Genomic DNA, 13,641 nt, shown 5'->3' on the forward strand with positions numbered 1-13,641 from the left:
ACCGCGGCACTGGATTTCCACAGTCCTAGTATCGAAACTATGAAACATTCAAAGCTCGTTTGTATTGGTCTCGGTCACGTCGGTTCGTATGTCCTGACATATGCCATGGAATCCGGGCTGTTCGCTGAGATTGCCACAATTGACACAGCACCAGGCGTCGCGCATGGCGAGGCTCTGGACCAATCCCAGTCCACTGGTGTTCCCGGCACGGACTATGTCAATGTGCATGCTGGCGACTACAGCGATTGTGCCGACGCGGATATGATTATCGTCGCTGCTGGTGCGTCCATTCTCCCTGATCCGGACGACCCGGATTCCCGTCCGGACCGTGCCGGATTAGCCAAGCTCAGCGGGGAAGTGGTTCGCGATGTCATGCCGGGAATCGTGAAGCATACGCACGATGCGATTGTCCTATTTATTACTAATCCGCTCGATGCGGTGGTGCACTTGGCACATACCGAGTTCGATTACCCCGCGGAAAAGCTCTTTGGCACCGGCACGATGCTAGATTCGGCCCGACTGCGGTGGGTAGTTGCCAAACAGCTCGGTATCGACCCGAAGTCAGTTACTGGCTACATGATGGGTGAGCACGGGCTTACGGCCGTCCCAATTTTGTCCACGCTGAACGTGCAAGGTGTGAGGTGGACAGAACTGGAAAAATGGCATGGCACGCAGTTGCCTTCACCGCAAGAAATTCAAGATGCCGTAGTCGGGGCAGCTTACGATGTTCTCAATGCCAAGGGCTGGACTAATGCCGGTGTTGCACGCTCCGCTTTGGAAATTGCCCGCGCGGTGATGCTGGATCAAAACAGCGTCCACCCGGTGTGTACACGCTTGGATGGTGAATACGGGTTGACGGATGTCTCGCTGTCGATGCCAGCGGTGATCGGCCGAGGTGGAATCATTCGTCGTATGCCGCCACAGCTAAACAGCTGGGAGCTGGAGCGACTGCGTGAATCTGCTCAGTACATCTTGAGCACCGTCGAGAACATGTAGAAGAAATTATGTAGATTCCACTTTTGCCGAAATAACACGGGGAAGTACTTTGCGCTCCTAAAATATTGCCATGAATTCGGCCAAGTCCACCTACGTTCCGGAGCTGACCAGCATCCGAGCCATCGGCGCGTTCGGCGTCCTGCTCACGCATGCCGCGTTTTGGACGGGCAATTACACCGGCGATTGGTGGGGGCGCCTCAACGGTCGATTCGAAATTGGCGTCACCATCTTCTTCGTGCTCAGTGCGGTTCTGCTCACAGGGCGCTGGCTCGGTTCGCCTGACGACGTCCCCGCGAACCGACCGGACTTGCGGAAGTATTTCACCAGCCGTGCGAAGAGAGTCCTGCCGGCCTACTGGATTGTGGTCACTGCGGCCTTTCTCATTCACACCGCAGACGACCCACCACCATCTGGTGGAGGGCTACAGGGCTGGTTGCGCACGATGTCGTTTACCCAGACGCCCCAATTCGGCTGGATTCACCCGGGCTTGCCGCAGATGTGGTCGATGGTGGTGGAAGTCGGCTTCTACTTGGTATTGCCGCTGGTGGGGCTTGGCATCTGGACGATCACAAAGGGGCGGCTACGGCCTGGTCCAACGTTGGCCATCATTATTGGTTTTGGCCTCATTGGCCCGGTCTGGACTGTGCTATCGCACCAGGAAAACCTGCTGCCGGTGGTGGCACGGCTGTGGCCGATGGCGTATTTCGACTGGTTCGCCATCGGTATGCTGCTGGCCTACGGTCGAAAGGTCGGATGGCGCGTTAATCTGGCCGCCAGCTGGTTGATAGCTCTGGTGCTGTTCGTTCTATCCACTACTACGCATGTGGGGCCGGCTACCTTGGTGCCAGATGATGTTGACCAGGCTTTGTGGAAGACCACGCTGTATGGCTTGTCCGCAGGCGCATTCGTGGCCCCGATTGCGCTGGGCACGGAGGTAAGGTGGCTTCGTCATCCAGCCTTGATGTGGTTGGGGGAGGTCTCCTACGAGTTCTTCCTCGTCCACGTGTTGGTCATGGACTGGGTAATGAGCTTGATGGGTTATCAGACCTTCCAGGGCTCGATGTTGGCAGTGGCAATTGTCACCACTGCCATCGCCCTGCCATTGTCGTGGCTGCTGCGCCGCATCACTGATGTACTAACGCGGAGGCCAGGGCCTGATAGCCCGTGGGCTGCCTACTGATCGTCGTCGTCAAGCGGGCCGAGCTCAGCGACGAGCACTTCCTGCGCGACCTTCATCGCGGACAGTGCGGCCGGTGCGCCACAGTAACCAGACGCGTGGACGATGGCTTCGGTGATTTCGGTGCGGGTCAGACCGTTGGCGAGAGCGCCCTTGATGTGGCCGCGCAGTTCCTCGGTGGCTCGCAGGGCCACGAGCATTCCAATGTTGAGCAGGGATCGATCACGCTTGGCCAGTCCTTCGCGGCTCCAGACAGAACCCCAGACTGTGGCGGTGATGTGCTTCTGCAGGGTCTCTCCGTCGGAGCCGGCGTTGCGAGAGAGGGCGGCATCGACGAATTCGTCGCCCATTACCTCGCGACGGATTTGGATACCGGCATCGTAGCGGTCGGAGGAAAAGAGGTCATCATTGGGATTGCTCATGCTTGCTAAGTATAGGACTAGAAATGCGGATAAATTCCGAAATGTCCCCACTAGCTTTACTGCCACGACGCATAACCACGCTGAGGTTGCGAGTAAAAACGGTGTCGGTGGGGACGATGACGATGCGCCCGAGCGTTACCTGATCGCGAATTGCGCCGCGGGCGATGATTGTTGGCGCTGCCAGCGCAATCATTCCAGCGCGCTGTGCTGAAAGGGAGCCAAATTCTCCGGCGGGTTCGGTGAGAGTGCCCAGTGCATCTTCCACCACCTGTCGGCTACCGGAACCCGGTTCGCGAATAACGAGTGGCGTCGCGCGCAGTTCCTCGGCGGATATCTCGGCCCGCTCAGCCCACAAATGCCCAGTCGGCACGGCGAGGACCAGTTCGTCGGTGCCGATGATTCGTTCTTCGAGGTCGTGCCGACCAGCCTCGCCCTCTACCAGGCCGAAGTCCACCGCACTGTCGGCTACTAGTTGCCGCACCTCACGGGAGTTTGCCTGCACCATCGAAAGTTTGACTGCGGGATGTTGCCGGTGGAACTCTGCGGCCCAGCCGGGGTAGTAGAGCTCAGCGACAGTGTTGGACACCGCAAGGGTGAGGTGGCGGGGAACATTGTCGGAACGCAAGCTGGCGGCAATGCCCGAAAACTTGTGGCAGGCGGCGAGGAGGTCTGGGAGAGCGTCGATAAGCACTTGCCCTTTTTCTGTAGGGGAGACGCCGTAAGGGGAGCGTTCGAAGACTGTGATTCCCAGCGCTCTTTCCGCCCGTGCGATGCGTGCGGACATGGTCTGCTGGTTGGTGCCGAGCTCACGCGCGGCCTTCGAGATCGACCCCGCACGGGCGACGGTGAAAAGTGCTTCGAGTTCGGCCACAGCGGAGGGGTACATGCATCAATGGTACCCCTCACAGAGTTTCGTGATAGCGGTGACTGCAGCAAGAACAAATACGGTATGGGCATGACCAACTCTCCTCGCAGTGATGTGCTTGCGCCCGCCGGGCCTGCGTGGGCAGGATCGCTGATGGGCACCTCCATCTTCGCCACGCTTGCGCACATTCATGACGTGCCGGTGGTTCCGGAACTGCTTCTCGTCGTGGCAGTTGGCATTCTCGGTTTCATAGTGGTCGGTTGGTTGCGATTTCGAAACCCGGCTTTTCACTCGAAGTTGCAGGCGCCGTGGGGCATGTTCGCGATGGGCATTATGTCTCTCGGGAGCGCCGCAAGCTCGTTGTTTAACGATTCTGTGTGGCAGCTGGCGTCCTGGTGGATTGGCGCGCCGCTGGCAATCTACGTCAGTCTTCGTCAACTGCGAGGATTCGAAGGCGAGCCGACTTTTCAGTGGGGCCTTGCACTGGTCGCCCCGATGGTGGCGGCGACAAGCGGCGCGCAGCTGAGCGTTGGCTACGGCACGTTCTATCAGGTCTGCGCACAAATACTCTTCTGTATGGCGCTGATTACAGTTCTGCCGGTTTTCGTACGTTGCTACGTCGCGCTGTTCTCCGGCACCATGCGTATCCCCGATTCCATCGCCGGTACTGCCTGGATTCCGCTCGGATTGGTCGGTCAGTCCACGGCCGCTGCCCAGCTGCTTTTCAACCGAACCTTCGCTGTCGCTTACGGTTCCACCGTGCTCATTGTCGGTGTCTTCCTCGTCGCCATTGCTTTACGACGATTCACCCGCGCCGTAATCCGTTGGGCGGGATACAGCCCTGGTTGGTGGGGTGCAACCTTCCCCGTGGGCACTCTGAGTCTTGGTACGCACAACCTGGGTGGCACTATCGGCGCGCAGTGGCTGTACGCCGTTAGTGCCGGACTGCTGTGTTTATTGGCTGTGCACTGGGTAGCGTGCGTGGCTCGATTTGGTTGGTGGATGCGAGAGCAGGCTGCACAGGTTTAGAGTTCAACGTGTTAAACTCCCCTTAATGAAACTGATTGGCAAGAAGGAGAGAATGGGCGATTCCGCGATAGTGCGCTTGCGTGATGTCGATGTATCAGCTGGCGAACAGAACGTACTCCACATCGACAAACTTGATATCTTCCCGAAGGACATTGTCGCGGTGATGGGGTAGTCAGGATCGGGAAAGACGTCGTTTCTTCGCACATTAAGTCAACAAGGTCTGCGGACCAGCTTTATTATGCAAGACACTTTGGCGTGCCTTAATCCTCTTGTGCGCTGCGATCGGCAAGTGCGAATTCTCGCGCACGACAGTGGTTTCGATGCGCTCGAGGCCTGCGGTATCTCCCGAGAACAGGCTCATCGCTATCCCATGGAGCTCTCCGGAGGTCAGCGTCAGCGTGTCGCAATTGCGGCGGCGCTGGCGACAAAACCGTCGCCTTCGCTGCTGCTTGCCGACGAACCTACTTCCTCGCTGGACCCGATTGCGACTCTTGACGTAGTAGACGCTCTGCGGAAGCTACATGAGCGCACGCAAACAGCCATTGTTATTGCCACCCACGACGAGGGAGTAGCACGAAAGATCGCTACACGAATCCTCTATTTGGAAAGTGGCACTGTGGAAGAGCGAGTCTGCGCATGACCAGTATCGATGGAGTTACTTGCAAAGGCAGGCTCCTCGATGTCACTCTCACGATTCCGCAGGGAAGCGTGGTTGGCATCATGGGGAGATCGGGAGCGGGCAAGAGTAGCCTAATCAGTCTCCTGACAGGCCAGTTGTGCCCTGACAGCGGCACAGTCACGATGGCACAGGGGCCAATTGGCTATATTCCGCAGAACCCAGATGCCACGCTATTGCCACATCGGCCGGTAATCGACAGCATTTGTGAGTTCGCAACTGGGGATGTTCGAGCGATGCTGGAATCTCTGGGGCTCGACCCGGAATTTGCATATCGACGACCCCACGAGCTCTCTGGCGGTCAGCGCCAGCGAATGGCAATTGCACGTGCGCTCATTGGCAAACCGGAACTGATCATTGCCGATGAGGCGTTTTCCGCTCTGGACCGGGATACCGCTTCCATGTTGGAGGAGGTCCTCCTCGGTACTGAAGCGACGGTACTGCTGGTGTCTCATGACATAAACAGCTTGTTGCGACTGTGTAATCACATAATCGTCATGTCAGCAGGGGAAGCGGTCTATAGCGGCCCGGTTGGAGAGCTAGATAAAACCGATATTCCTGAAGTTGTTGAGCTCCTGTCGGCTGCAGAGGAGCTAGCGTCGTGAAGCAATTGCCCAAAAAGATTCAAGCACTGTTGATTACGCAGCTTCTTTTCAACATCGGTTTTTACCTCGTTGTCCCGTTTATTGCCGTGGAGCTCTCGAACAACTTAGGGGCCAGCGGTGCCGTGGTGGGGCTGGTACTTGGTGTACGAACCTTTAGCCAACAGGGAATGTTCTTCCTCGGCGGCGGACTTGCCGATAGTTTCGGGGCAATCAAAGTGTTGCTCGTTGGAGTTGCGCTTCGCGTTGTAGGTTTCCTGGTAACTGGACTGGCAACCTCCGTGCCAATGATGTTTGTTGGCGTTGTCCTTATTGGCTTTGCGGCCGCACTGTTCTCGCCTGCAGTTGAATCCTTGCTGGCCGGTGGGGGTGCCGAACTCGAGAAACAAGGAGTGTGTACACGGGCACGACTCTTTGCTCTTGACGAAAGCTATTCCCGTTTGGGCTCGCTCACTGGCCCTGTGATTGGTGCGCTGTTGATCCCAATCGGTTTTTCAGCTGTTTCCTTTGCCGGTGCAGCCATCTTTACCGGCATCTTTGTGATGCATCTGCTGTTAGCGCGGAGATGGGAAGGCGTGCATTCAGCTGGTGGCAGTATGACTGCCGCGTGGGGGCGAATCCTTCGCAATCGAGCGTTCATTGTGTTTGCGGTGTTCTACTCGACCTATTTGCTCGCCTATAACCAGCAGTATTTGGCTCTTCCTGTAGAACTGCGTCGTGCCACAGGTAGCGATGAGTATCTGAGCTGGTTTTTTGTCATCTCAGCGGTATTCGTTATCGGGCTGCAAACCACCGTGACTAAATGGGCAGAAAAACTGTCTTTAGGGGTTGCCATTGGTGGCGGTTTTGGCCTGATGGCCTTTGCTTTCGCCATCATTGCGGTCTGCGCGCCTATCCACATGGAGGGATGGTGGGCCTTAGCCCCGGCAGTGACAATGCTGCTAGTGATGCATCTCGGAATGATGATTGCAGTTCCGATAGCCAAAGACCTCGTCGGAAAACTAACCGGAAACAAGGACCTCGGTTCTGCATACGGTTTTCTCAACAGCTTCGGTGGACTCGCCGTTTTAGTGGGGTCGATTGTGGTTGGCGCCACCTTGGATTGGGCCGAGACCCCACAGTTGTTGGCAGCAGCACCGTGGGCAATCATGACCGTTTTATTGCTGATATCGGCTGTGGGGCTAACCAAACTGAGACAGCAGCACTAGCCAACATCAAATGCGCTAGAGAGCGTCAGCCAACTAGATCCCTCCCCAAAAAACTCGACACTTACGAAAGAGAAGTAACTCTATGAATCGAAAAATTGGACTAATTCTGGCCACTGCGGCACTGCCGTTCGGATTGGCCTCCTGCTTTGCGCAGGGCAGCGGTGATGCGGATGCGCTGCGGGTAGCCCTGCAATTCGAACCGGTCGCAGAGTTCTCGCCATACTCCGATGACGCAGTACTGTCGACCCGCGCAGGTGCCACGGAAATGCTTGTGGCGATTGATGACGAGGGCACCGTTAAGCCCGAACTGACAGAAAAGTGGGAAGTGAAGGATGCCCGCACCGTTGTATTTACTCTGCCGGATGGACTGACTTTCCACGATGGAACGCCAGTCGATGCACAGGCTGTTGCCAACTCACTCACGCATGCCATTGATGCGCCGACGAGGCCAAAGGGGCTCGGCAAGAACCAACTTCAGGCTACGGCCACAGGAGACCGAGAGGTTACTGTCACTTCGGATAAAGATGATCCAATTTTGGTGAAGCGCTTTGCCGATCCGGGAACTATGATTCTCTCACCCGCAGCATTTGAAGGGGACGCACCTGACCCCTTTGGGCATGGTACAGGTCCGTTTGAACTCGAGACGAAGAACCCAGACGGTACCGTATCCGCACGTGCATTCGCCGACTACCGAAACGGTAAGCCGGAAACTGAGACTCTGACATTGTCTTTCATTGGGGATTCCACAGCTCGTACGAATGCACTGCGCGCAGATGAGCAAGACCTGGTCAAGGGGTTGCCAATCTCATCGCTGGGAGGCCTCGATGACGTGGACGTATCTAAGGTGGATTTACCTCGTGTCAATCTCCTGCATTTTAATACCGCAAAAGGCGTGTTTGCCGATGCCGAACTGCGTAAGGAAGTAGCCGCTGCAATCGATCCTGAACCGGTGGTTAGGGACATTTTTGAAGCTCAAGCGGTGAATCCGAAGGGGTCGATTTTTAATCGTTCAGCCTCGTGGGCGGCAGCAACTCCTGAGACCACTGTGAAGCCGGGGCCGAATGGCAAGGGGAAGGAAATCCGCTTGGCTACGTGGGATTCCCGTGCGGAGCTGCCCGAAGTTGCCAATCTTGTTGCGGATCAGCTGCGCAAGATGGGATTCACAGTCGACATCACGGTAGCCGACTACAACTCTTTGGAAGCAGACATGCTCGAGGGGAACTTTGATGTTATCGTCGGTTCCCGCAATTACATGCTCGGTGCGGCTGACCCGATCAGCTTCCTACAATCCGACTTCACCTGTGAGAGCTCTTATAACCTCTCGCAGCTGTGTAACCAGACCATAGATGTTGATATTGAGAAGGCCGCTGAGCTTGGCGACGATGAGGAGCGCCTGTCGGCAGCAGCTCGAATCGGCGCGGAAATTGTTGCAGATGGTGCAGTAGTTCCGCTGTCTCATGAAAAATCGCTAATCGGTGCGAAGAATGTTCGTGGTATCGCACTCGATCCGATGGAGCGCCACCTGATTACAGAGAAGACGGCTAAGTGATTCGGAAAGCTTTCGCGGTAGTTGCCTCAGTTGTGGGACTTCTCGTCCTCACGGCCCTGTTGCCGTGGTTGACAGGACGGGAACCCGCATACGCCGTTCTGCGTGCACGTGAGCGGGAACGGGAGATAACACCGGAGCTTATTGAAGCTGTCCGCAGAGAATATGGCCTGCCGACAACGCCGTGGGAGTCGCTCCAGCAGTGGACGACAAATATTCTTCACGGTGACTTTGGTACCTCGTGGGTAACCGGACAAGATGCTTTCGCTCAGGCCGTGAACGGCTTCGGTATTACGTTCGCATTGACTGTGGCTTCCATGGCGTTGTGCGTCGTCGTTGCGCTGGCGCTCGTACTTCCACGGATTGCAGGATTGCGAGCCGGAAAATGGACACCGAGCGTGCTAGCGGTTCTCGCCGCACTGCCAAACTTTGTGGTGGCGGTTTTACTGCTGTGGTGGTTGGCTGTTGAACAGCGCATGTTTCCGGTAGGCGGTTGGGCATCACCTGCGCATATGGTGCTGCCAGTGCTGGCAATTGGCCTGCCCGCCGCGGGGCTCTATGGGCGTGTGTTGCTGATTTCAGCTGATACTGCGTTGTCAGAACCCTGGGTAGAGTCATGGCGCACCAATGGCGTTCCAAAATCAACAATTGTTCGATTTGTCACTTGGCGTAGCCTGCTGCCGACACTGTCACAGTTGACGCTGTTCTTTGCGGGCACGTTATCGGCCACCGCAGCAATTGAGGTCACCTTTCATTTGCCGGGTTTTGGGCGGAACGTGGTTGCGGCTGCTACTGCGGGCGATATTCCCGTTCTGCAAGCTGCGGTGACTGTGGTGTTGGGGATTGGCATAATCTGTGGACTCGTGGCTCAGGCAATACGGGGGCAGTATGCGCGGAAGCTGCGAGGAAGCATCGCCACTGTTGGCCGGCCTACAGGGGGGTGGACGTTTCTGGAGTCTCATCCTGTCGATTATTCCTATCGTGCTAATTGCGCTGGGAATTCCCCGCAGCGCGGACATCGACTCTGCGAAACGCTTCATTTCACCGTCCTGGCAACACCCACTGGGTACCGATCAGCTTGGTCGTGACATTTGGGCGCGGCTTGCCGACGGTATCGGTGCCACTATCGGAACTGCAATCCTGGTGACCGTAGTGTGCGCACTCATCGCCCTTGTGATTGGGCATCTAGGGGCATCAGTGCAGTTCTTCGGAGATGCCATGAATGCGGTACCCGCAATATTGCTGGGACTTATTCTGGCTGGAGTCTTGGGCCGCTCGATGCTGACAGCTGCGATAGCGGTGTTTTTGGTCGGGTGGATTCCACTGGCTGCACATTGCGTCGAAGTCGCTAACGAAGCCGCTGCATCCGGGCACTACCGATTTGCGCAAACCATGGGGGCCAGCCGTTGGCACCTTTTGAAGCTGCATGTTCTTCCCATGACCATTCCAGCAGTAGCTCGCCATGCCGTGACCAGGATTGCCCATAATGCTATCGCCCTTGCAGCTCTCGGCTTCCTCGGCGTAGGCGCAGGTGTTGGCAGTCCAGATTGGGGCGTAATCCTCAACGAATCCACGCAATATCTCGAGCGGGCGCCGTGGTTAGCGTGGGGGCCGATGATTGGACTAGCCAGCCTCGGTGTTGCCGCAACCATTGCTACCGACCGATTCGTCGGCAAGCGGCAGGCTGATTAGCCCAGCTCTACCCGCCCGTGGCGGTTCTGGTCTTCTCGTGGCGCAATACCCAGCGCGGCGGCGGGGAACAGAGCCGTGACGGCAAACAGTGCGGGGAAACCCGCAGCGGCCACAATCGCACCCGAAACCGGAGGCGTTGCAGCGTAGATAATGTTCTGGAACGTGTTCTGCGTACCCATAGCGCGTCCGGACCAGAAGGGGCCTGCGTATTCAGCAACTGCGGTGAAGGCAAGACCATTCGGGCTGACCACGGCAACGGCCAGTGCGCAGACCAGCACAGTGCCAAGTGTGCGCCAATCAGCCCAGCTGGCAATCATCATTGCGACAGCCAGGATAAAAGTCGCACCCGAGACCCAGCGGTAGGGGCGGATGCGGGACCGAACGCGGTCGGAGACCACACCCATCAGTGCTCGCGATCCGGCACCGAGCAGCTGTGCGACCATCACAACCGTGCCCGCCGTGCTATCGGCATAACCCACGGACAACAGCCACACCAGAATGTAGGCGCCCATCATCGACTGCGGCCAGGACAGCAGCGCCGAGGCGATATGGATGCGCACAAGGTATTTGCCGTCGCGGTAAGGGCTGGCCGTGACGGTGGGGTTCGAGGCATCAGGGCGCGGGGGATTCTTTACTCCAACCAGCACAAGCAACGCCAGCACAGCGCACAGAATTGCGGGCATCGCGAGTGCGACACCGATGCTGTAGTTCTGCGCGAGAGGGTGCAGGGTTACCGCTGATAGTGCAGCGCCAAGGGGCTGAGCCATTTGGCGAATGCCCATCGCAGTACCGCGTTGATGCGGCGGATACCAGCCCGACACCACGCGGCCGGATGCAGAATTCACGCTCGCCGCCGCACATCCAGCGAGGAAGAGCGCAGCCCCGAGCAGGGCCGGGCTTGACGACGAAGCCAGCGCCGCAAGCCCCGTCGTCAAGGCGGTAGAAGTCAAGCCTGCGAACAGAGCTGCGCGTTCGCCGTAGCGGTCGACAAACCAGCCCCAGGCGATGAGTGTGAAAACAATACCGGCCGCCGGCATTGCTGCGACGAGACCGGCGGCGGAGAGGCTTAAACCGTTTTCCTGCAGGGATGGGATGAGAAAAGGCACACCCATGTGAACGACGGACGAACCGACCGCCGCGAACATGGACAGAAGTAGGACAAGGTGACGGTAAGCGGGCATTACAGTCGGGAGCTCATCTCCTCAGCGGCGGCGAGAACCTTTGCGCCCCAGCATTCATAGGGCGACGGAGTCATGCGCTCCACGGGGCCAGAGACGGACAGGACTGCAATCATGCGGTGGTTGCCGTCGAAAACCGGGGCGGAAACAGAGGCGAGTGCGGGGTCGCGCTCGCCCATGGACTCAGACCAGCCGAGACGTCGGCAGTCGTCGAGGTCCTGTTCGTTGAAGTCGGCGTCGGGCAGCATGCGCTCAGCGAGATTGGCCGGGCCAAAAGCCAGCAGAACACGTGCGGCGGAGCCGGCGGTCAGCGGCATACGAGAGCCAACCGGCACGGTGTTGCGCAGCCCGGTGGCGGGCTCCATGGAGGCAATGCAGGTGCGGGTGTCGCCGGTGAGACGGTAGAGCTGCACGGACTCTCCGGTTACCTCTACTAGCTTCGGCAGGATGTGCGCTGCGGCGTCGGCAAGCAGGTCGGTTGTGACAGGCGTGATCTCGGTGAGGCCGGGGCCCGTCGTCCAGCGGCCGTCCGGAGTGCGGGTGACAAGGCGGTGTACTTCCAACGCCGTGGCCAGCCGATGGGCGGTGGCGCGGGGCAGGCCGGTGTCGTCGCAGAGCTCGGCGAGGGTGCGTGGAGTTTCTGCAACAGACTTGAGAATGAGTACCGAACGGTCGAGAACCTTAATGCCACTTAGAGCTGGCGTCTCGGATGTGCTAATCTGTCCCATGCCATGATATTAACATCTCATTCCTTGAGATAAAAGAGATATATCCGGAAGGCGGCTCACCCACTATGCGCACCACGGACACCAGCCCGAAGACTCTGGCCGAGAAAGTCTGGCATGACCACGTAGTCAAGCAAGGCGACAACGGCGAACCAGATCTGATTTATATCGATCTGCACCTCGTCCACGAGGTTACCTCGCCGCAGGCTTTTGATGGCCTCCGTCTGGCAGGGCGCAAGGTACGCCGCCCGGATTTGACCATCGCAACCGAGGACCACAACGTTCCGACCACTGTCGCCGGCGGCAAAATCAATCTGATTGAGGAACCGACCTCTCGTACCCAGATTGCCACACTGCGCAAGAACGCCGAGGAGTTCGGTATCCGCCTGCATCCGATGGGCGACCGCGAGCAGGGTATCGTGCACGTCGTCGGCCCACAGCTGGGCCTGACTCAGCCGGGCACCACCGTCGTCTGTGGTGACTCACATACCGCAACCCATGGTGCTTTCGGCGCCATGGCCTTCGGTATCGGTACCTCGGAGGTTGAGCACGTTCTGGCTACCCAGACTCTGCCGCTGAAGCCTTTCAAGACCATGGCGGTCAATGTCACCGGCGAACTGCAGGATGGTGTTACCGCCAAGGATTTGATTCTGGCGATTATCGCCAAGATTGGCACCGGTGGCGGCCAGGGCCACGTTATTGAGTACCGCGGCGAGGCCATCGAGAAGCTGTCGATGGAAGCCCGCATGACCATCTGCAACATGTCCATCGAAGCCGGTGCCCGCGCCGGCATGATTGCTCCGGACGAGACCACCTTCGAATACCTGAAGGGCCGCCCGCACGCGCCGCAGGGCGAGCAGTGGAACGAGGCTGTCGAATACTGGAAGTCCCTGGTTACTGACAAGGACGCAGAGTTCGACAAGGTCGTTGAAATCGACGGTTCCGCGCTGACTCCATTCGTTACCTGGGGTACCAACCCTGGCCAGGGCGTGCCGCTGGGGGAGACCGTGCCGGATCCGGAGTTTATCGCAGAGGACTCCGACCGCATCGCCGCCGAGCGCGCGCTGGAGTACATGGATCTGAAACCGGGCACCCCGATGCGCGACGTCAAGGTCGACGTGGTCTTCGTCGGTTCCTGCACCAACGGCCGCATCGAGGACATGCGCGCCGTCGCCGACGTGCTGAAGGACCGCAAGGTTGCCGACGGCGTCCAGATGCTCATCGTGCCGGGCTCCGCAAAGGTTCGTGCGCAGGCTGAAGAAGAGGGACTGGGCAAGATCTTTGAAGAGGCAGGCGCCGAATGGCGTATGCCGGGCTGCTCCATGTGCCTGGGCATGAACCCGGATCAGCTGACCCCGGGCCAGCGTTGCGCTTCGACCTCCAACCGCAACTTCGAAGGCCGCCAGGGCAAGGGTGGTCGTACCCACCTGGTCAGCCCGGCTGTCGCCGCAGCCACTGCCGTCGCCGGTCACTTCGCAGCACCGGCTGATCTCTAACTGACTCTCACTGCCGATCTTTGTACGAC

Annotated in this window: 15 protein-coding genes; 11 read left to right on the forward strand and 4 right to left on the reverse strand. The window is 58.3% G+C overall.

What is annotated here, in order from left to right:
- Positions 1-39 precede the first annotated feature (39 nt).
- Together CHU70_RS08610 and CHU70_RS08615 are read left to right on the forward strand one after the other, a co-directional pair.
- A complete protein-coding gene (locus CHU70_RS08610; RefSeq protein WP_070439677.1) occupies positions 40-996 on the forward strand; it encodes a lactate/malate family dehydrogenase in 957 nt (318 codons plus the stop codon).
- Between the two features lie 70 nt (positions 997-1,066).
- Positions 1,067-2,176, forward strand: coding sequence for an acyltransferase (locus CHU70_RS08615; protein WP_147719083.1), 1,110 nt, complete (start codon positions 1,067-1,069; stop codon positions 2,174-2,176).
- Here CHU70_RS08615 and CHU70_RS08620 read toward each other — a convergent pair.
- Both CHU70_RS08620 and CHU70_RS08625 read right to left on the reverse strand, forming a co-directional pair.
- A complete protein-coding gene (locus CHU70_RS08620; RefSeq protein ID WP_016422516.1) occupies positions 2,170-2,595 on the reverse strand; it encodes a carboxymuconolactone decarboxylase family protein in 426 nt (141 codons plus the stop codon). The genes CHU70_RS08615 and CHU70_RS08620 overlap by 7 nt on opposite strands.
- Positions 2,579-3,481 carry a LysR family transcriptional regulator gene (locus CHU70_RS08625; protein ID WP_147719082.1) on the reverse strand — a complete coding sequence of 301 codons (903 nt, stop codon included), beginning with the start codon at positions 3,479-3,481 and terminating at the stop codon, positions 2,579-2,581. The genes CHU70_RS08620 and CHU70_RS08625 overlap by 17 nt, the downstream gene beginning before the upstream one ends.
- Positions 3,482-3,550: 69 nt before the next feature.
- On the opposite strand from CHU70_RS08625, the gene CHU70_RS08630 reads away from it, so the two are divergent.
- The 8 genes from CHU70_RS08630 (at position 3,551) to CHU70_RS11410 (ending at position 10,213) form a co-directional block, all read left to right on the forward strand.
- A complete protein-coding gene (locus tag CHU70_RS08630) occupies positions 3,551-4,489 on the forward strand; it encodes a TDT family transporter (RefSeq protein ID WP_242451385.1) in 939 nt (312 codons plus the stop codon).
- 25 nt (positions 4,490-4,514) lie between these two features.
- A complete protein-coding gene (locus tag CHU70_RS11395; protein WP_242451386.1) occupies positions 4,515-4,661 on the forward strand; it encodes a hypothetical protein in 147 nt (48 codons plus the stop codon).
- Positions 4,662-4,778: 117 nt separating this feature from the next.
- Positions 4,779-5,129 carry an ATP-binding cassette domain-containing protein gene (locus tag CHU70_RS11400; RefSeq protein WP_242451387.1) on the forward strand — a complete coding sequence of 117 codons (351 nt, stop codon included), beginning with the start codon at positions 4,779-4,781 and terminating at the stop codon, positions 5,127-5,129.
- Positions 5,126-5,770: an ABC transporter ATP-binding protein gene (locus tag CHU70_RS08640; RefSeq protein WP_147719080.1), complete on the forward strand. Its 645-nt coding sequence runs from the start codon at positions 5,126-5,128 to the stop codon at positions 5,768-5,770. The genes CHU70_RS11400 and CHU70_RS08640 overlap by 4 nt, the downstream gene beginning before the upstream one ends.
- Positions 5,767-6,975 carry an MFS transporter gene (locus tag CHU70_RS08645; protein WP_147719079.1) on the forward strand — a complete coding sequence of 403 codons (1,209 nt, stop codon included), beginning with the start codon at positions 5,767-5,769 and terminating at the stop codon, positions 6,973-6,975. Before CHU70_RS08640 ends, CHU70_RS08645 begins: the two co-directional genes overlap by 4 nt.
- A gap of 82 nt (positions 6,976-7,057) precedes the next feature.
- Positions 7,058-8,524, forward strand: a complete 1,467-nt coding sequence (locus CHU70_RS08650) for an ABC transporter substrate-binding protein (protein WP_147719078.1) — start codon at positions 7,058-7,060, stop codon at positions 8,522-8,524.
- Positions 8,521-9,609, forward strand: a complete 1,089-nt coding sequence (locus CHU70_RS11405; RefSeq protein ID WP_242451388.1) for an ABC transporter permease — start codon at positions 8,521-8,523, stop codon at positions 9,607-9,609. Before CHU70_RS08650 ends, CHU70_RS11405 begins: the two co-directional genes overlap by 4 nt.
- Before the next feature lie 109 nt (positions 9,610-9,718).
- Positions 9,719-10,213, forward strand: coding sequence for an ABC transporter permease subunit (locus CHU70_RS11410; protein WP_242451389.1), 495 nt, complete (start codon positions 9,719-9,721; stop codon positions 10,211-10,213).
- Here the strand turns inward: CHU70_RS11410 and CHU70_RS08660 are convergent.
- Together CHU70_RS08660 and CHU70_RS08665 are read right to left on the reverse strand one after the other, a co-directional pair.
- Entirely contained in the window at positions 10,210-11,394 is a 1,185-nt protein-coding gene (locus CHU70_RS08660; protein ID WP_147719077.1) for an MFS transporter, read from the reverse strand. The genes CHU70_RS11410 and CHU70_RS08660 overlap by 4 nt on opposite strands.
- Positions 11,394-12,119, reverse strand: a complete 726-nt coding sequence (locus CHU70_RS08665) for an IclR family transcriptional regulator (protein WP_016422526.1) — start codon at positions 12,117-12,119, stop codon at positions 11,394-11,396. The genes CHU70_RS08660 and CHU70_RS08665 overlap by 1 nt, the downstream gene beginning before the upstream one ends.
- A gap of 65 nt (positions 12,120-12,184) precedes the next feature.
- Between CHU70_RS08665 and leuC the strand changes: the two genes are divergently transcribed.
- Positions 12,185-13,612: a 3-isopropylmalate dehydratase large subunit gene (leuC, locus tag CHU70_RS08670; protein ID WP_147719076.1), complete on the forward strand. Its 1,428-nt coding sequence runs from the start codon at positions 12,185-12,187 to the stop codon at positions 13,610-13,612.
- Positions 13,613-13,641: the final 29 nt, after the last annotated feature.

Source organism: Corynebacterium sp. LK10, from assembly GCF_008042455.1.
Classification (GTDB): domain Bacteria; phylum Actinomycetota; class Actinomycetes; order Mycobacteriales; family Mycobacteriaceae; genus Corynebacterium; species Corynebacterium jeikeium_D.

Coding starts and splice junctions, on each gene's coding strand:
- CHU70_RS08630 (WP_242451385.1), top strand. CDS start 3,551: ATGACCAACTCTCCTCGCAGTGATGTGCTTGCGCCCGCCGGGCCTGCG.
- CHU70_RS08620 (WP_016422516.1), bottom strand. CDS start 2,595: ATGAGCAATCCCAATGATGACCTCTTTTCCTCCGACCGCTACGATGCC.
- CHU70_RS08615 (WP_147719083.1), top strand. CDS start 1,067: ATGAATTCGGCCAAGTCCACCTACGTTCCGGAGCTGACCAGCATCCGA.
- CHU70_RS08625 (WP_147719082.1), bottom strand. CDS start 3,481: ATGTACCCCTCCGCTGTGGCCGAACTCGAAGCACTTTTCACCGTCGCC.
- CHU70_RS08610 (WP_070439677.1), top strand. CDS start 40: ATGAAACATTCAAAGCTCGTTTGTATTGGTCTCGGTCACGTCGGTTCG.
- CHU70_RS08650 (WP_147719078.1), top strand. CDS start 7,058: ATGAATCGAAAAATTGGACTAATTCTGGCCACTGCGGCACTGCCGTTC.
- CHU70_RS11395 (WP_242451386.1), top strand. CDS start 4,515: ATGAAACTGATTGGCAAGAAGGAGAGAATGGGCGATTCCGCGATAGTG.
- leuC (WP_147719076.1), top strand. CDS start 12,185: ATGCGCACCACGGACACCAGCCCGAAGACTCTGGCCGAGAAAGTCTGG.
- CHU70_RS08665 (WP_016422526.1), bottom strand. CDS start 12,119: ATGGGACAGATTAGCACATCCGAGACGCCAGCTCTAAGTGGCATTAAG.
- CHU70_RS08660 (WP_147719077.1), bottom strand. CDS start 11,394: ATGCCCGCTTACCGTCACCTTGTCCTACTTCTGTCCATGTTCGCGGCG.
- CHU70_RS08640 (WP_147719080.1), top strand. CDS start 5,126: ATGACCAGTATCGATGGAGTTACTTGCAAAGGCAGGCTCCTCGATGTC.